This is a genomic window from Actinophytocola sp. KF-1 (genome assembly GCF_054661535.1).
In genome coordinates this window covers 534,838-551,572 of sequence record NZ_BAAFVK010000003.1, presented here as the reverse complement: position 1 = coordinate 551,572, position 16,735 = coordinate 534,838, and the positions used below count along the sequence as shown (strand labels likewise).

Annotated in this window: 16 protein-coding genes; 9 read left to right on the top strand and 7 right to left on the bottom strand. The window is 72.2% G+C overall.

Annotated elements, in window-relative coordinates:
* Positions 1-7: 7 nt before the first annotated feature.
* The 5 genes from ACYQ77_RS12290 to ACYQ77_RS12270 are packed head-to-tail and all read right to left on the bottom strand — an operon-like array spanning position 8 to position 5,136.
* A complete protein-coding gene (locus tag ACYQ77_RS12290; protein WP_459710464.1) occupies positions 8-1,063 on the bottom strand; it encodes a glycoside hydrolase family 130 protein in 1,056 nt (351 codons plus the stop codon).
* Between the two features lie 6 nt (positions 1,064-1,069).
* Positions 1,070-1,894 (bottom strand): carbohydrate ABC transporter permease, encoded by an 825-nt coding sequence (locus ACYQ77_RS12285; RefSeq protein WP_459710462.1) that lies wholly within the window; start codon positions 1,892-1,894, stop codon positions 1,070-1,072.
* A 1-nt stretch (position 1,895) separates the two neighbouring features.
* On the bottom strand, positions 1,896-2,789 hold the full coding sequence (locus ACYQ77_RS12280; RefSeq protein WP_459710460.1) for a carbohydrate ABC transporter permease: 894 nt from the start codon (positions 2,787-2,789) through the stop codon (positions 1,896-1,898).
* 10 nt (positions 2,790-2,799) lie between these two features.
* Entirely contained in the window at positions 2,800-4,089 is a 1,290-nt protein-coding gene (locus tag ACYQ77_RS12275; protein WP_459710458.1) for an extracellular solute-binding protein, read from the bottom strand.
* Positions 4,090-4,119: 30 nt separating this feature from the next.
* Entirely contained in the window at positions 4,120-5,136 is a 1,017-nt protein-coding gene (locus tag ACYQ77_RS12270; RefSeq protein ID WP_459710456.1) for a LacI family DNA-binding transcriptional regulator, read from the bottom strand.
* Positions 5,137-5,192: 56 nt separating this feature from the next.
* Between ACYQ77_RS12270 and ACYQ77_RS12265 the strand changes: the two genes are divergently transcribed.
* The 7 genes from ACYQ77_RS12265 (at position 5,193) to ACYQ77_RS12235 (ending at position 13,550) form a co-directional block, all read left to right on the top strand.
* Positions 5,193-6,674, top strand: a complete 1,482-nt coding sequence (locus ACYQ77_RS12265) for an alpha-amylase family glycosyl hydrolase (protein ID WP_459710454.1) — start codon at positions 5,193-5,195, stop codon at positions 6,672-6,674.
* 23 nt (positions 6,675-6,697) lie between these two features.
* Entirely contained in the window at positions 6,698-7,996 is a 1,299-nt protein-coding gene (locus ACYQ77_RS12260; RefSeq protein WP_459710452.1) for a helix-turn-helix domain-containing protein, read from the top strand.
* 99 nt (positions 7,997-8,095) lie between these two features.
* Positions 8,096-9,109 (top strand): alcohol dehydrogenase catalytic domain-containing protein, encoded by a 1,014-nt coding sequence (locus ACYQ77_RS12255; RefSeq protein WP_459710450.1) that lies wholly within the window; start codon positions 8,096-8,098, stop codon positions 9,107-9,109.
* A 268-nt stretch (positions 9,110-9,377) separates the two neighbouring features.
* Positions 9,378-10,436: an ATP-NAD kinase family protein gene (locus tag ACYQ77_RS12250; RefSeq protein WP_459710448.1), complete on the top strand. Its 1,059-nt coding sequence runs from the start codon at positions 9,378-9,380 to the stop codon at positions 10,434-10,436.
* Positions 10,433-11,428, top strand: a complete 996-nt coding sequence (locus tag ACYQ77_RS12245; protein WP_459710446.1) for a thiamine pyrophosphate-dependent dehydrogenase E1 component subunit alpha — start codon at positions 10,433-10,435, stop codon at positions 11,426-11,428. The genes ACYQ77_RS12250 and ACYQ77_RS12245 overlap by 4 nt, the downstream gene beginning before the upstream one ends.
* Before the next feature lie 11 nt (positions 11,429-11,439).
* Positions 11,440-12,456 (top strand): alpha-ketoacid dehydrogenase subunit beta, encoded by a 1,017-nt coding sequence (locus tag ACYQ77_RS12240; RefSeq protein WP_459710444.1) that lies wholly within the window; start codon positions 11,440-11,442, stop codon positions 12,454-12,456.
* On the top strand, positions 12,453-13,550 hold the full coding sequence (locus ACYQ77_RS12235; protein ID WP_459710442.1) for an acetoin dehydrogenase dihydrolipoyllysine-residue acetyltransferase subunit: 1,098 nt from the start codon (positions 12,453-12,455) through the stop codon (positions 13,548-13,550). The genes ACYQ77_RS12240 and ACYQ77_RS12235 overlap by 4 nt, the downstream gene beginning before the upstream one ends.
* A gap of 3 nt (positions 13,551-13,553) precedes the next feature.
* Here ACYQ77_RS12235 and ACYQ77_RS12230 read toward each other — a convergent pair whose 3' ends face one another.
* Positions 13,554-14,351 (bottom strand): hypothetical protein, encoded by a 798-nt coding sequence (locus ACYQ77_RS12230; RefSeq protein ID WP_459710440.1) that lies wholly within the window; start codon positions 14,349-14,351, stop codon positions 13,554-13,556.
* 78 nt (positions 14,352-14,429) lie between these two features.
* The gene (locus ACYQ77_RS12225) at positions 14,430-15,314 is read right to left on the bottom strand and encodes a trypsin-like serine protease (RefSeq protein WP_459710438.1); all 885 of its coding nucleotides are present in this window, start codon (positions 15,312-15,314) and stop codon (positions 14,430-14,432) included.
* An 89-nt stretch (positions 15,315-15,403) separates the two neighbouring features.
* Here ACYQ77_RS12225 and ACYQ77_RS12220 point away from each other — a divergent pair, with 89 nt between their 5' ends.
* Positions 15,404-16,018 (top strand): CG0192-related protein, encoded by a 615-nt coding sequence (locus ACYQ77_RS12220; protein WP_459710436.1) that lies wholly within the window; start codon positions 15,404-15,406, stop codon positions 16,016-16,018.
* Positions 16,019-16,027: 9 nt separating this feature from the next.
* Positions 16,028-16,711, top strand: coding sequence for a DUF7822 domain-containing protein (locus tag ACYQ77_RS12215; protein WP_459710434.1), 684 nt, complete (start codon positions 16,028-16,030; stop codon positions 16,709-16,711).
* The last annotated feature ends 24 nt before the right edge of the window (positions 16,712-16,735 follow it).

The following is a 16,735-nucleotide window of genomic DNA, read 5'->3' as shown; positions in this document are numbered from 1 at the left end:
TCCTGAGTCAGATCCGGTCGAGGCGGGCGACGCCGATCTTGGTGTCGGCCATGCCGTAGAACACGTAGCGGACACCGTCGACCTCTTCGATCGCGGTGGGGAAGACGACGTTCGGCACGGTGCCGGACCGCTCGTCCTCGGTCTCTGCGGTCAGCATGGGCACGGTCGAGCGGTCCAGGACGCGGCTCACGTCGTCCGGGTCGAGGATCATCGCGCCCGCCGCGTACGACACCTTCTGCTGCTGCGGTTCCCACGGGTCGTCGATCGCGCCGATCACGCCGTGGTGCAGCAGCAGCCAGCCCTCGTCGACCCGGATGGGCGCGGGCCCGGCGCCGATCTTCAGCTCCTCGAACGGGTGCTCGGACAACGCGACCAGCCGGTGGTCGCCCTGCAGCACCAGGGTGTCCAGGTCCCGCTCGACGTCCCGGGCGGGTGCGTAGGACACCCAGATCCCGGGTCGTTCGTCGGTCACCCCGGCGGGCAGGTGCACGCCCTCGCCGTCGCGGAACCAGCCGAGATCCCACATCGGCCGGTGCAGCATCGCGTACGCGGGCTCGCCGTCCGGCCCGGGCACCGGCTCGGGGAAGAACACGGCGTCCTTGTTGGGGAACAGGTTCAGGTCCGTGTCGAGACCCGGCTGGTACCGGAAGTGGACCGGCCCGAGCCGTCGCCACTCCCGCAGGTCCTTCGACACCGCGATCGCCAGCTTCGGGCCGAGAGGGCCGTACGCGACGTACGTCATCACGTGCACGCCCAGCCGCGGCACCCACGTGACCCGCGGGTCCTCGACGCCGGCGTTGTTCTTCCCGCGTTCCCAGCCCTCGTCGGGCGCGAGCACGACACCGCGCCGGGCCACACCGGTCGGCACGCCGTCGGTCAGCACCACCTCGGCGAGCCCGACACGTGAGACGTTGCCCGCGGCGACGAGCCGGGGAAGCAGGTAGAGCGTGCCGTCCGGGCCGTAGCCGCTGGCCGGGTTCAGCACCCCCTCGGCCTCCAGCTCGTTGCCCGGCTCCGGGGTCATCAGCACGCCGACGCGGGTGAGGGTGTACGGAGGAGTCACGGAAGATCAGCCCTTCACACTGGATCCGAGGTTGGTGGCGACGAAACGGCGCTGGAAGATCACGAACAGCAGGATCACCGGCGCGGCCAGCACACAGGCGCCTGCGAGCAACGCGCCGTACGGGTTGGCCGCGCGGGCCGCGACGTTGCTCATGTAGTTCGCCAGCGCCACCGCGAGTGGCTGCATGTCCGCGTCCTTGGTGATGAGGAACGGCCACAGGAACTCGTTCCACGGCCCGATGAACGTCAGCAGGACCGCGGTCAGCAGCGCCGGCTTCACGAGCGGCAGCGCGACCCGCCACAGGATGGCGAGTTCGCTCGCCCCGTCGACCTGCGCCGCCTCGAACAGCTCGCGCGGCAGCTGCAGGAAGTACTGGCGGAAGATGAACACCGCCGCCGAGTTGATCGCGAACGGCAGGATCATCCCCAGGTAGGAGTCGGCGAGGCCGTAGGTGCGCACGATCAGCACGTACAGCGGGATCGTGAGCAGCTGGAACGGGATCACCTGCACCAGCAGCATGAGGTTGAACAGCAGCGCCCGTCCGCGGAAGTGCAGGCGTGCCAGGGCATAGCCGGCGAGCACACCGAACACGACCGTGCACAGCAGCACCCCGCCGGTGAAGATCCCGGAGTTGAGCAGGGTGGTGCCGAGGTCGAGCCGTTCGTTGATGTCGGTGTAGTTCCGCGTGGTCAGGTTGCCGGGGTTCGGCAGCGCACCGGCCGGCGTGGTGTCCGGTTCGGTCTGCAGGCTGCCGATCAGCATGTAGTAGAAGGGGAACAGGAACATCAGCGCGCCGACCGCGAGCGCGAGCAGGCGGACCGTCCTGGACATGTCAGTCACGCTCCAGCAGCCGTCGGTTCACCAGCGAGACCAGCAGCGTCAGGACCACGAGCACGATGCCGATCGCGGCGCCGAGCCCGGCCTCGCCCTGTTCGATGCCGCGCTGGTACATCACCAGCACCGGCGACGCAGACGCCCCGTTCGGGCCGCCGCCACCGGTGAGCAGGTACGGCTCGGTGAACAGGTTCGCGCCGGTGATCGTCGCGAGCAGCACCACGAGCGTGGTGGCCGGGCGGACGCCCGGCACGGTGACCGTCCAGAAGGACCGCAACCGCGACGCGCCGTCCACCGCGGCCGACTCGTACAGTTCCTTCGGCACGTTCTGCAGCGCCGCCAGGTACAGCAGGATGAAGAACCCGAGCTGTTTCCACGTCACGAACACCGCCACCACCGGCATGGCGAGGGTGGCGTTCACGAGCCACGACGGGACCGGGGCCAGCGGCCCGAGCACCGAGTTGACGAGCCCGTCGGAGTTGAACAGGAACAGCCACACGCCGACCACCGCGACACTCGCGGTCACGTACGGCACGTAGAAGCTGACCCGGAAGAACGTCCGGAACGGGATCGCCGCGTTGAGCGCGGACGCGAGCCCCAGCGACAACGCCACCGTCAGCGGCACGTTGATCACCAGGAAGATCGCGATGTTCGCGAACGACCGCAGGATCGCCGGGTCGGTGAACACGGTGACGTAGTTGTCGAACCCGACGAACGGCCGGTCCACCACCGCGCCGGGCGCGGCGAAGAACCAGTCGTGGAACGACATGTACACCGCGATGCCGAGCGGGTAGGCGAAGACCGCCGCCAGGAACACCGCGTACGGCGTGACGAAGGCGATGCCGATGGGCTGGCGGCCCAGCAGCGGTCCCCGCTTCGTGGTCCGTGGCATGACGGTCCGGTTACGACTGTCCGGCCAGCTGGTCGACCTTCGCGGCCGCGTCCTTCAGCGCCTGCGCCGGGTCGGCCTTGCCGAAGATCACCGCGTTGCTGTACGCGTCCCGCAGCGCCTGCCAGATGGCGATCGAGTTCGGCACGTTCGGCACCTCGACCGTCCGCGACGCCATGTCCGCGAACATCGTGTACGCCGGGTTCTCCGCGAAGTAGTCCGGGTAGGCGTCCTGCAGGCCCGCGCGCAACGGCATCTGGCCGGTGGCCTCGAGCAGCGCGCCGTCCTGCTCCTCGCTGGTCGCGAACTTCATCAGCTCCCACGCGGTGCCGCGGTTCTCGCACGCGGAGTACATGGCGACGTTCTTGGCGTCGGAGAAGGTGTGGATCTCGTTGGCCTGCGTGCCCTGCGAGGTCGGCACCGGCACCGAACCCCACTCGACCTTGTCCTTGTAGACCGGGATGGCCCACGGGCCGACGATCGCCATCGCGGCCTGGCCGTCGGCGAACGCGTCGCCGTTGTACTTCTCGCGCCCCGCGAGGCCCTCGTCGTACAGGGTCTTCCAGAACGCGGCGACCTTCTCGCCCGCGTCGCTCGCGAACGTGGCCTTGCCGTCCTCGACGAGCTGCGTCCCGCCGGTCTCCGCGGCGTAGAGCGGGTAGAAGTCGAACCAGGACTGGAAGAACTCGCTCGTCGGCGCGGGCAGGATCGCGTACTTCGCGCCGCCGCCCTTGACCACCTTGCGTGCGGTGTCGAGGAACTCGTCGTAGGTGGACAGCGGCGGTTTCTCCGCGTCGATGCCCGCCTTGGTGAACGCGGCCTTGTTGTAGAAGATCACGACCGGGTTCGACTTCCACGGCAGCTGGTAGTACTTGCCGTCGGGGGACCGGTACTGCGCGGCCGTCTCGCCGGTGCGCTTCTCGATGTACTCACGCGCGCCCGGGAAGTCGTCGAGTGCCACCAGGCCGCCCTGCTTCTGGAACTGCGGCACGGCCGCGGGCGCGGTGTTGAACACCAGGCAGGGTGCGGTGCCGCCGGTGATCGCGGCGCCGATGACCTCCTCGGTCGTCTTGCCAGCCGGGATCTCCTGTGCGGTGACCTTCTCGTCCGGGTGGGCGGCGTTCCACGTGTCCACCATGGCCTTGCCCCACGCCACTTCCTCGGCGTTGTTGGAGTACCAGATGGTGATCGGGCCGCGCTTGTCGGCGGACCCGGCGGCGTCACCACCGCCGCCGCTGTCCACGCCGCACGCGGTGGTGGCCAGGGCGGTGGCCGAGAGTAAAGCGACAAGGATGCGCTTCATTGCGTCTCCGTACGGGGTTGAGGGGTGGGATCAGAGCGCCGAGGTCGATCTCCGCAGGATCAGCTCGGCCGGTGGCAGCGTGGTGTCCGCGACGTCTTCGCCGTCCGCGAGCGCGAGCAGCGTGGTCGCCGCGGCTTCCCCCCAGCTCCGCGCGTCGGCGCGGACGGTCGTGAGCGCGGGGTGCACGTACCCCGCGAGTGTGGTGTCGTCGTAGCCGGTGATCGACAGGTCCTCCGGGATCCGCAGGCCCAGCTCGGCGGCGACCGCGATGGCCGACAGCGCCATCACGTCGTTGGCGTAGACGATCGCGGTGGGCCGGCCGGGCCCGGTGAGCAGCTGGTGCGTGGCCTCGCGTCCGCCCGCCGCGGTGAAGTCGCCCGCCACGACCCGGCCGGGTGGCAGACCCGCGTCGGCCATGGCCTGCCGGAACGCGTCCCGTCGGGCGATGGCGTGGAGGAACACCTCGGGGCCCGCGACGTGCGCGATCGCCGTGTGGCCGAGTTCGGCGAGGTGGGTGACGGCGGCGGCGATGCCGGGCCGGTCGTCGAGGATCACCGCGGGGAACGGCGACGGCACGTCGGGCCGGTTCAGCGTGACCGCGGGCAGCCCGATCTCCTCCAGCAGCGCGATCCGCGGGTCCGCCCGGCGGAGGTCGACGAGGAACACGCCGTCGACCCGGCCGTCCCTGGCGAGGCGCCGGTACCCGGCCTCCTCGGCGGCCGGGCTGGTCACGACCTGCAGCACCAGCGTCTGGTCGCGGGCGGCGAGCACCTTCTCGACCCCGGCGATGAACGCGGGGAAGAACGGGTCCGCACCCAGGAGGTCGGGGTCGCGGGCGATGACCAGACCCAGCGAGAACGCGCGCTTGGCGGAGAGCGCCCTGGCCCGGTGGCTGGGCGACCAGCCCAGCTCGGCGGCCGCGTCGAGGATCCGCTTGCGGGTCTCCGCGCTCACCCCGGCCCGCCCGTTCAGCGCGAACGACACCGCACCCTTCGACACGCCGGCGTGGCGTGCCACGTCGGCGATGGTGGGGCGGCGGTCGCTCATCGACGGTCCTCCTAAACCGGTTTACACGGCGGAGGATAAACCGGTTTACTAGGCCGATGTCAATAGGCGTCGTCTATCAGGTCTACCCCCGGTCGTTCCTGGACACGACCGGCTCCGGGATCGGCGACCTGGACGGGGTGACCGCGAAGCTCGACCACCTGACCTGGCTCGGCGTGGACGCGATCTGGTTGTCCCCGATCCACCCGAGCCCCGGCGTGGACGGCGGCTACGACGTCGCCGACCACACCGACGTCGACGCCTGCTTCGGCGGACTGCCCGCGTTCGACCGCCTGCTCGCCGCCGCGCACGGCCGCGGTGTCCGCGTCCTGCTCGACTGGGTGCCCAACCACACCAGCGACCGGCACCCGTGGTTCGTCTCCTCCCGCCACGACCCGGCCGGACCGCACGGCGACTGGTACTGGTGGGCCGACGCGCCCGCCAACAACTGGCCCAGCGCGTTCGGCGGCCCCGCGTGGACCTTCGACCCGGTCCGCGGCCAGTACTACCTGCACCTGTTCACCCCGGCCCAGCCCGACCTGAACTGGAACCACCCCGGCGTGCGGGCCGCGATGCTCGACGGGCTGCGGTTCTGGCTCGGCCGCGGCGTCGACGGGTTCCGCGCGGACGTGGTGAACCTGATCGGCCGCGACCCGGCCCTGCCCGACGCCGTGCTGTCCGATCCCGGCAACCTCGACGAGTTCGTCGGCGGCTACCGCGACCCGCGCACGCACGACCTGCTCCGCGAGATCCGCGCGGTCCTCGACGCCCACCCGGGCGACCGCGTGCTCGTCGGCGAGGTCCCGCTGGCCGACCCGGCGGCCGTGCCGTCCTATGTGGATGACGGACAGCTGCACGCCGCGTTCGACTTCTCGTTGATGGAGGCGCCGTGGTCGGCGGCGGCGTGGCGGCACCGCATCGCGGAGGCCGAGCGGGTGTACGGCCCGCACCGCGCACCCGCGTGGCCGCTGTCCAGCCACGACCAGCCCCGCCACCGCACCCGCCACGGCGACCGCGAGGACCGCGCCCGCGTGGCCGCGACCGTGCTGCTCACGCTGCGTGGCACGCCGTTCGTCTACCAGGGCGAGGAGTTCGGCCTCACCGACGCGATCATCCCGCCCGGGCGCCGCCGCGACCCGCTCGGCCGCGACGGCTCCCGCGCGCCCGTGCCGTGGACCGCCGCCCCCGGCCACGGCTGGGCCGGTGACCCGTGGCTGCCGTGGCCGCCGCACGCCGACACCCGCAACGCGGGGGCGCAGTGCGCCGACCAGACGAGCATCCTGTGGCTCTACCGCGGGCTCATCGCGCTCCGCCGCGCCCACCCCGCACTGCGCGACGGCGACCTCACCCTGCTCGACTGCCCGGACGACGTGCTGGCCTACCGCCGCGGCGACGCGCTCACGGTGCTCGCCAACTTCGGCGACGGGCCGGTGCCGGTGCGCCACCGCGGCCGGGTGCTGATCTCGTCCGGCGCGGGCGGGTTCGCGGACGGTCTGCTGGCCCCCTGCACGGCCGTGGTCCTGGGGCCTGAGCTGGGTTAGTGTGGGCCGGACACCACGACGACGTGGACGGCAGGGAAGCCGTGGAGCGGGAACAGTTGGAGCCGGCGCTACCCGTCGGTGAGGATCCGCGCCGCTACGCGCGTGTCCTGGCGAAGGTGCACGAGGCCGCCATCGCCGGTGCCCGGCCGCCCGCGCGGCCCCGCTCCGTGATCGAGGCGTCGTGGGCGCGGGTGACCCGCTTCGGCGTCGACCCCGACCAGGACGCCACCGCCGACCCGCTGGACACCGCGGAGGTCGAGCACCGCCGCCGCGCGTCCGGGCTCGCCGCCGTGCTGTCGGTGCTGCGGTCCGGGCTCGTGTCGGTCGCCGACGAGGCGTCGCACATCATGGTCGTCGTCGACGCCGAAGGACGTGTCCTGTGGCGCGACGGCAGCAGCGCCGTGCGGCGGCAGGCCGACCGCCTCGGGTTCGTCGAGGGCGCCTGCTGGGGCGAGGACACGGTCGGCACCAACGCGATCGGCACCGCGCTGATCGTCCGCCAGCCCGTGCAGGTGTACTCGGCTGAGCACTACGTCCGCACCCACCACGCGTGGACGTGCGCCGCCGCCCCGGTCCACGACCCGAAGAGCGGGCAGCTGCTCGGCGTCATCGACGTCAGCGGACCCGCCGCCAGTGTGCACCCGAGCACGCTCGCGCTCGTCGACGCGGTCGCGAAGCTCGCCGAGGCGCAGCTGTCCGCCGCGCACTACGCCGACCTGGAGCAGTTGCGCGCGGTCGCCACCCCGATGCTCGCGCGCACGGAGGGCCCGGTGCTGGTCACCGACCCGCACGGGTGGGTCGCCGCGGTGGCCGGGCTGCCGCCGGTGAACCGCGTGCTGGTGCCCGAACGCGTCACCAACGGCCTGATCTGGTTGCCCGCCATGGGTCCGTGCACCGCGGAACCGTTGCCGGGCGGTTGGTTGCTGCGGCCGCAAACCGAGGAGAGCGCGCCACCCGCGCACGTGACGCTGGACCTACGTGACCGCGCACAGTGGACGGTCACCGTGCGCGGGCCGAGCGGGGAGTGGGAGCACCGGCTGACCCCGAGGCACGCGGAGATCCTGTTCGTGCTGGCGGACAACCCGGCCGGCCGCTCCGCCCCGGAGCTGGCGGCGGACCTGTTCGGCGACGCGCGGTCCACGGTGACCGTGCGCGCCGAGATGTCGCGGCTGCGCAGGCACCTCGGCAGCGTGCTGGCGCACCGGCCGTACCGGTTCAGCGACCGCGTCGAGGTGACCGTGCGCTGGCCCGCGCGGCCCGCCGACCTGCTGCCCGGCTCGCTCGCGCCCGCCGTGGTGCGTGCCCGCGCCACCGAGAGCTGACTGCAACCCGGCCGCAACCGTTGGCCCGGTGGTGCGCACGTATCACAGTGCTCATGCGGTGTTCGCCGCATCGGTGCGATCAGCGAAGGAGCCTGGACCATGCGCGCAGCTGTGTACCGAGGACGCGAGGACGTCGAGATCAAGGAGGTGCCCGAGCCGGACTGCCGCCCGGGGCACGTGAAGATCCGGGTGAGCCACAACGGGATCTGCGGCACGGACCTGCACGAGTACTACGCGGGCCCGATCTTCTTCCCCACGGAACCCCATCCGCTGACCGGCTTGTCGATCCCGCTGGTGATGGGGCACGAGTTCTGTGGTGTCGTCGTGGAGGTCGGCGCCGGCGTCGAGGGGGTGACCGAGGGGGACCGGGTCGCCGTCGAGCCCATCCACCGGTGCGGCGAGTGCCCGCCGTGCCGGTCCGGGCGGTACAACGTGTGCAGGCGGATCGGCTTCCACGGCCTGATGGCCGACGGCGGGATGGCCGAGTACACGGTCGTGCCCGGGCACATGCTGCACCCGCTGCCGGACAGCGTCAGTGCGGAACTCGGCGCGATGGTCGAGCCGATGGCCGTCGCCTTCCACGCGGCGCGGCTGGGCGCGGTCGCGCCGGGGGAGCACGCGGTCGTGTTCGGGGCGGGCCCCATCGGCATCGGGTTGTGGTTCGCGCTGCGCGGTCAGGGCGTCGAGGACATCACGATCTGCGAACCGTCGGCGGACCGCCGCAGGGCGATCAGCGACCTCGGCGCGGGCGACGTCATCGACCCGACCCAGATCGACCCCGCGTACTACGTGATGAGCCTGACCGCAGGCGAAGGCGCGGCGGCGGCCTTCGACGCGGCCGGCGTCGCGGCGAGCGTGTCGGCGGCACTGGACTGCCTCGGCGCGCGCCGCCCCCTGGAGACGTCGCTGCTCAAGCTGGTGCTCGCGGAAACCCGCATCCAGGGCTCGCTGTGCTACACGTCGGAAGACTTCACGGCGGTGATCGAGCTGATGGCGAGCGGCCACTACCGGACCGACGGGTGGGTGACCCACATCGACCTGGACGAACTGCACGAGGAGGGCTTCGAGGCCCTGCACGCCGGGCGCAAGATGAAGGTCCTGGTGGATCTCTGACGGCGGGGATGGCAGGCAGACCCCCGGACACCGTCCTGGCCAACCCAACCCCGTGCCCGACCAGCCGCCATCCCGGAGACCAGCCCCTCCGGCGAGGAGGCCCGTCCGGCAGGACGCCCTCCGGCGAGGACGCCCGTCCGGTCAGGACCCCACGGCAAGGGACCCCCGGAGAGAAACCCACGGAGTGAGACCCACGGCACGTTGCAACCCCTTGCAACCCTGTCCCGCGCGCAGCCCACCGATGTTCCATCCCAGAGGAGGTGGCGGCATGACAGCGGTGGGAATCGTGGCGAATCCCGCCTCGGGGCGGGACATCCGCCGGCTGGTGGCGGGCGCGTCGGTGTTCCCGACCGCGGAGAAGGCCAACATGGTCCAGCGCATGCTGAGCGCACTGGCCGCCGTCAACGTCACCACCGCGTACGTCTCCGTCGATCTCGGCGGCATCTCCGCCACGGTGCTGCGCGCGGTCCAGCACCGCCCGGCGAAAGCCGCCCCCTGGCCCGAGGTTCGCTTCGTCGACGACGACACGATCACCGGCCGCGCCGAGGACACCTCGAACGCCGTCCGCCGCATGGTGGACGCCGGGGTCCGCGTGGTCATCTGCCTCGGTGGCGACGGCACCGCCCGGGTCGCGACGGGCGCGCTGCTCGACGGCCCCGGGCACGACGTCCCGCTGCTGCCGCTCTCCACCGGCACCAACAACGCCTTCCCCGAACTGCGCGAAGCGACCGTCGCCGGGCTGGCCGCCGGGCTCGTCGCGACCGGTGCCGTCGACGTCGCGCTCGCCACGAGCCGGGCGTCCGTCCTCGAGGTGACCTGCGAGGACCGCACCGAACCGGCCCTGGTCGACGTCGGGGTGTCGACCGCCCGGCACGTCGGGGCCCGTGCGCTGTGGGACCCGGCGTCCCTGACCGAGCTGTACTGCACGTTCGCCGAACCTGACGCCGTCGGGCTGTCGTCCGTCCCCGGGCTGCTGTGCCCCAGCCCCCGCGACAAGCCCGACGGCGTCGCCCTGCGGCTGTGCCCGGTCGACGACGCGCCGACCGTCGTGCACGCGCCGATCGCGCCGGGGCTCGTGCTGCCCGTCGGCGTCGCGGAGTGGCGGCCGATGCGCGTCGGGGAGCGGGTCGAGGTGGCCACCCGCACCGGGGTGGTCGCCGTCGACGGGGAACGCGAGATCGCACTGCACGGCACGGTGCCCGCGACCGTCCGGCTGCGCGGGGACGGGCCGCGTCGCGTCGACGTCGCGGCCGTCATGGACCAGGCGGCCAGGACGGGCCTGTTCCGCCGGATCGCCGGACACTCCGGAAAGGACAGCCAACGATGACGACCACCCGACCAGCCGACGCCGTGCAGGGGCTCGACGAGACCGCGCTGCTCGACGCCTACCGGACGATGCGCACGATCCGCGAGTTCGAGGAACGCCTGCACGCCGAGTTCGCGACCGGCGAGATCCCCGGCTTCGTGCACCTCTACGCCGGGGAGGAGGCCTCCGCCACCGGCGTGTGCGCGCACCTCGACGAACGCGACGCGATCGCCAGCACCCACCGCGGGCACGGCCACTGCATCGCCAAGGGCGTGGACGTGAAGGGCATGATGGCCGAGATCTACGGTCGCGCGACGGGCACGTGCCACGGCAAGGGCGGCTCGATGCACATCGCCGACCTGTCCAAGGGCATGCTCGGCGCGAACGGGATCGTCGGCGGCGGCCCGCCGCTGATCTGCGGCACCGCGCTCGCCGCCAAACAGCAGGGCACCGGCGGCGTGGGCGTCGCGTTCTTCGGTGACGGCGCCAGCAACCAGGGCACCACGCTGGAGGCGTTGAACCTCGCGTCCGTGTGGCACCTGCCCGCGATCTTCGTCGCCGAGAACAACGGCTACGCCGAGGCGACCGCCAGCACGTGGTCGGTCGCCGCCGACAACATCGCCGACCGCGCCGCCGGGTTCGGCATGCCGGGCGTGATCGTCGACGGGTTCGACTTCTTCGCCGTGCACGAGGCGGCGGGCGAGGCCATCGCCCGCGCCAGGGACGGCGGCGGCCCGACGCTCATCGAGATCAAGTTCACCCGGTACTTCGGGCACTTCGAGGGCGACCAGCAGACCTACCGCGCCGACGAGGTCGCCCACGCACGGGAGACCCTCGACTGCCTCACGCGGTTCCGCGCGCACGTCACCGACGCCGGGCTCCTCGACCCCGCCGCGCTCGACGGCGTCGACGCACAGGTAGCGCAGCTCATCGACGCGGCCGTCGTCGAGGCCAAGGCGGCGCCGAAACCCACCGCGGCCGACCTGACCACCGACGTCTACGTGAGCTACTGAGGAGCACCGCCATGGCACGCACGATCAGCTACCGCGAGGCGATCAACGAGGCGCTCGCGCAGGAGATGGCACGGGACCCGAGGGTGATCGTCCTCGGCGAGGACAACGCGGGCGGGCAGGGCAGCCCCGGCGACGACGACGCGTGGGGCGGCGTCCTCGGTGTCACCAAAGGGCTCTACCACCGTTTCCCCGGCCGGGTGCTGGACACGCCGATCAGCGAGTCCGCGTTCATCGGCGCCGCGGTCGGCGCCGCGACGCGGGGCATGCGGCCGGTGGCCGAGCTGATGTTCATCGACTTCATGGGCGTCTGCTTCGACCAGATCTTCAACCAGGCGGCCAAGTTCCGCTACATGTTCGGCGGCAACGCCGTCACCCCGGTGGTGATCCGCACGATGTACGGCGCCGGCCTGTCCGCCGCCGCGCAGCACTCCCAGTGCCTGTACCCGGTCTTCACGCACATCCCGGGCCTGAAGGTGGTGCTGCCGTCGAGCCCGTACGAGGCGAAAGGCCTGCTGGCGCAGTCGATCCGGGACGACGACCCGGTGATCTTCTGCGAGCACAAGGCCATGTACGACGTCACCGGCGACGTGCCGGAGGACAGCTACACGATCCCGTTCGGCGAGGCCAACGTGGTGCGGGACGGCGACGACGTGACGATCGTGGCGCTGGGCCGCATGGTGTCCGTCGCCGAGGCCGCCGCCGCGGAACTGGCCGGCCAGGGCGTCGAGGCGGAGATCATCGACCCGCGCACCACCAGCCCGCTCGACACCGAGACGATCCTGGAGAGCGTCGAGAACACCGGCAGGCTCGTGGTCGTCGACGAGGCCAGCCCGCGCTGCGGCATGGCGGCCGACATCTCCGCCATGGTCGCGCAGGAGGCGTTCGGCGCGCTGCGCGCCCCCGTCGAGATGGTGACCGCGCCGCACACCCCCGTGCCGTTCGCGCAGTCGCTCGAGGAGCTGTACATCCCGGACGCGCAGAAGGTGCTGAGCGCCGTCAAGAAGACCATGGACTGGACTCGCCCGTGAGTGACATCAAGAAGGTCACGATGCCCAAGTGGGGCCTGTCGATGACCACCGGCAAGATCACCGAGTGGATCGTGGCGGAGGGCGACGAGGTCGCGGAGGGCGACGAACTGGCCGACGTGGACACCGACAAGATCGCGGGCGCGCTCGAGGCGGCCGAACCCGGTGTGGTGCGGCGGATCATCGCGGAGCTGAACGAGGACGTCCCCGTCGGCGCCACGATCGCGCTCATCGCCCCGGCCGACGTGCCGGAGGAGGAGATCGACGCGGCCGCCCGCGCGGCACGGGAGGAACTCGACTCCGGCGTCGTCGAGGACGTCACGGGCCCGGAGACCGGGACCGTGTGCGTGGACGGCAGGACCATCGCGTACGCGACGCTCGGCGACGGCGCGGAGCACGTGCTGCTCGTGCACGGCTACGGCGGTGACAAGAACTCGTGGCTGTTCGTGCAGGAACCGCTGTCCGCGCACGCGACCGTGCACGCCGTCGACCTGCCGGGGCACGGCGAGTCCACGAAGGACGTCGGCGACGGCTCGCTGGACACGCTCGCGCGCGCCGTGCTCGGTTTCCTGGCCGAACGCGGGATCGAACGCGCCCACCTGGTCGGCCACTCGCTGGGCGGTGCCGTGGTCACCGCGGCCGCCGCCCGCGAACCCGGCCGGGTCGCGTCCCTGACGCTGGTGGCCCCGGCGGGGTTCGGCGACCGCGTGGACGCCGGGTACCTGCGGGGGTTCGCGGCGGCCGCGTCCCGCCGGGAACTCAAGCCGCACCTGACGAAGCTGTTCGCCGACCCCGCCCAGGTCACCCGGCAGCTCGCGGACGACCTGATGAGGTACAAACGCCTCGACGGCGTGCAGAAGGCACTCGACACGCTGCTCGGCACGTTGCTGTCCGGGGACGGACCGGGCATCGACGCCGCCCCGCTGCTCGCGGCGGTCGACGTCCCGGTGCGGGTCGTGTGGGGCCGGGCCGACCAGGTCCTGCCGGTCACGAACGCCCCGCCCGGCGCCGTCGTGGTCGACGACGCCGGGCACATGGTCCACATGGAACGCCCGGCGGCCGTGGTCGAGGCCGTGACCGGGGCGCTGCGGGGATGATCGTCAGGCCAGGCGGATCCGGAAGATCGCCACCCGCGCGTCGTGGCCGTCGACCCGCATGTCCACGGTCTTCGTGGTGCGCAGCTCCAGCCGGACCCTGCCGTTGCCGGGCAGCCAGTTGACGCGGTCGATGCCGTTGACGAAGGCGCGGCGCTCCGCGTCACGGCCGGTGGCGCGCACGTAGTCCGGGTTGTTGGTGTCGGCGGTCCAGATGACCAGGCGGCCCTGGTTGTGGTGGGCGATCACGCGGTCGCGGTGGACGTCCTTGTGCTTCTTCCACTCGTCACGCAGGTCGGCGCGCTGGTCACCGTTGTGGGCGTTCGCGATGTAGTGGGTGTTGACCATCGCGAACTCCAGCGCGGTGTGCGTCTCGTGGCGCACGACGACCTCGGTGATCCAGCGCGGCGGCGTCACGTGCTCGATGCCGCCGTGGGTGAATGTGGCCTTCGTGCCGACCACCCGCCAGGGCTTCGGGATCGAGATCGGCACGCGGAACGCGGTGTCGTGGCGCAGGAACGCGTTCCGGTACAGGTCGCCGAAGTGCCGGTCGATCATCGCGGGCTCGCCGGTGTCGCCCTCGCGGATCTCCTGCCAGCCCACCAGGGGCCGGGCCGCGTCGTCCGCGTGGCGGACGGCGCGGATCGCGTCCTCGCGCGCGCCGAGGTTCTTGCGGCCGATGTTCGCGGTGACGACCGGCAACCGGATCCAGTCGGTGGCCGCCGCTGCCGCGCCCGTCCCGGCGATGGTGCCGAGCACGGCACCACCGCCGAGGACGAGCGCCTTGCGCCTGCTGAGTGCCACGGATGTCCCTTTCTCCCGACTACTGAGGTGGGACGAAGTGTGTCAGAGTGTCACAGCATCCGTGGTCGTTTCGACGTGTTACGGCAGTTCGACGAACGGCGCGAGGAACGACCGCGCCGTCGGGGTGTCGAGCCGGTAGGCCACGTTCGTGGCGTAGCAGGGGGTGTCACCGGTGATCGTGGTCGCCACGAGCACCAGCTTCCCGCCCAGCACCGCGAAGTTCGGGCCGCCGGAGTCGCCGTAGCAGGCGCCGCCGTTGCCCTGCGGCGCGGTCATCGCGAGCCGCACCCACGTCTTGTTGAGCGCGTCGAACGACTCCGGCGCCTTCATCCGGACACCGCCACCGGGGTGCGTGTGGCCGCCGGGACCGCGCCGCGCCTCCTGCGTGCCGTACCCGGCGACGACGAAGTCCGTGGCGTCGAGCGCGCGCGGGCCGAGCGCGTCGAGCCGGCCCGCGGTGGGCAGCGTCGCGGGCGTGAACGACCAGCGTGCCGCCATCGCCGCGGGGGACACCTCGATCACCGCGATGTCGTGCGCGTCCGCGGAGTTGCCCGGGTAGCCCGCCTCGGTGTGCGCGACGCCCTCGACGCCGACCGCCCGCGCGACCGCCGTCGGGTCACCGGGGTGCGCGGCAGCGGCGGCGTCGAGACCGGCCTGCACGTCCTGGTCCAGCGAGACGTAGAACCGCACGTTCGCGGGCCACGTGAAGGGCGCGGTGCAGTGCGCCGCCGTCAGGAACGTGCCCGCGTCGACCATCGTGCCCGAGCAGACCCAGTCCACCCGGTCCGGCGTGGCGGGGTCGTCGTCGTTGTCCCAGGTGGCGACGAGCGCTCCGACCTCGGTCCGCTCCGGGGCGGGCGTCGCGTTGTAGGAGTTGATCGCCCCGGCGGGCGCCGCCCCGGCCATGACCAACGCGACGGCAGCCGCGGCCGAGCCGAGCGCCGCTGTGGACAATATTCGCATTGTGGGTCCTTCTCTCACCTGGCCCCCCAGGTGCCGTCGCCACATTGAACACCACGTCCGGCGTGGACGGGCCTCCCTACGATGTCCGCATGGCACTGATCCACCGTGCGACGCTGACCCCCACGAAGCTCGAACTGCTGGCCGCCAGGCTGCCCGGCCTGCCGTGGTTCCCGGCACCCGGCGGTGACCTCGACCGCGTTGCCGGGTACCGGTTCGACGACCCCGCGGGGGCGGTCGGGATCGAGACGATGCTGGTCCGCGCCGGCGACGGGCCGGTGCACCAGGTGCCGCTCACCTACCGCGCCGCACCGCTCGCCGGTGCGGACGCCTGGCTGCTCGGCACGGCGGAACACTCGGTGCTCGGCACGCGGTGGGTGTACGACGCGGTCGGCGACCCGGTCTACGCCGCCGCCCTCGCCCACGCGGTCCTCACCGGCGCGGGCCAGGCCGAGGAGGTGTTCGAGGACGGGGAGCGGCGGGCACCCACCATGGCGATCGCCGGCGCAGGCGGCGCGGCGGCGCCCGCGGTCGGCGCGGTCGTGCGCGTCACCGGGGACGACCCGGTCGTGATCGTCACGGACACCGTCGAGCTGACGCTCGCCCGCCGCCTCGACGCGGATGTGGCGCTCCCGGGCACCGTCCTGACCGGGACGTGGCCGGGGCAGGACACGCCGGTGCCGTTGGCGTCCGCGCTCGCACCCTAGGATCCGACCATGGCGAACCGGTCCTACCTCTACAGCACCAGCAACCGGCCCGAGTCCTATGAGGACCGGCCGGACACGATCTCCGGACTGTCGGAATGGCCGTACGCCGTGCCGTTCTCCTACCGGGTGCTCATGTCCGGGGACCCGCGGCTGTGCGCGTCGCTCATCTCCGACGGCTTCGAGGACGACGCGCCCGGGCAGCGGACGCCGCTGTACGCCATCAGCGGCGAGTTCGCCACGGGCCACGCCCGGCTGGCGAAGTTCTGCGCGGCACTGCGGTCCGCGGGAGCGGACGCGCCCCGGCTGCTGGGCGCGATCGACGAGACGCTGACGTTCCTCGATGCGCACCGCGACCGCTACCTCCTGCTGGAGACGATCGAACTCGACACGATGGTGGAGAGCGAGGCGGACGCGCTGCGGGCGTGCGTCGAGCGCGAGATCGGCCTGTGCCAGGAAGCGGGCGCCGCCGTCGACGCGCTCCCCGACGACCCCGAGGCGGCGGGCGCCGTGCTGGCGAAGGCGGCGGCGGAGAAGGCGGACGGCCCGCTGGCCCCCTTCCACGGCCTCGTCCTCGACGACGACTTCGACAACACGCGCGACCGCAAGACGGCGCACCCGGTCGGGCTGAGCTGGTGGACCGAGGTGCTCTACTTCGACCTGTGGAACAAGGCACGGTTCGCGGCGAACGCGTAGCCGCGGTCCGTCCGGGAGCGGGTT

Excerpts from the sequence above, each read along its gene's own strand:
- ACYQ77_RS12285 (WP_459710462.1), bottom strand. The coding sequence starts at position 1,894 with ATGTCCAGGACGGTCCGCCTGCTCGCGCTCGCGGTCGGCGCGCTGATG.
- ACYQ77_RS12280 (WP_459710460.1), bottom strand. The coding sequence starts at position 2,789 with ATGCCACGGACCACGAAGCGGGGACCGCTGCTGGGCCGCCAGCCCATC.
- ACYQ77_RS12275 (WP_459710458.1), bottom strand. The coding sequence starts at position 4,089 with ATGAAGCGCATCCTTGTCGCTTTACTCTCGGCCACCGCCCTGGCCACC.
- ACYQ77_RS12270 (WP_459710456.1), bottom strand. The coding sequence starts at position 5,136 with ATGAGCGACCGCCGCCCCACCATCGCCGACGTGGCACGCCACGCCGGC.
- ACYQ77_RS12265 (WP_459710454.1), top strand. The coding sequence starts at position 5,193 with ATGTCAATAGGCGTCGTCTATCAGGTCTACCCCCGGTCGTTCCTGGAC.
- ACYQ77_RS12255 (WP_459710450.1), top strand. The coding sequence starts at position 8,096 with ATGCGCGCAGCTGTGTACCGAGGACGCGAGGACGTCGAGATCAAGGAG.
- ACYQ77_RS12250 (WP_459710448.1), top strand. The coding sequence starts at position 9,378 with ATGACAGCGGTGGGAATCGTGGCGAATCCCGCCTCGGGGCGGGACATC.
- ACYQ77_RS12245 (WP_459710446.1), top strand. The coding sequence starts at position 10,433 with ATGACGACCACCCGACCAGCCGACGCCGTGCAGGGGCTCGACGAGACC.
- ACYQ77_RS12240 (WP_459710444.1), top strand. The coding sequence starts at position 11,440 with ATGGCACGCACGATCAGCTACCGCGAGGCGATCAACGAGGCGCTCGCG.
- ACYQ77_RS12225 (WP_459710438.1), bottom strand. The coding sequence starts at position 15,314 with ATGCGAATATTGTCCACAGCGGCGCTCGGCTCGGCCGCGGCTGCCGTC.
- ACYQ77_RS12220 (WP_459710436.1), top strand. The coding sequence starts at position 15,404 with ATGGCACTGATCCACCGTGCGACGCTGACCCCCACGAAGCTCGAACTG.
- ACYQ77_RS12215 (WP_459710434.1), top strand. The coding sequence starts at position 16,028 with ATGGCGAACCGGTCCTACCTCTACAGCACCAGCAACCGGCCCGAGTCC.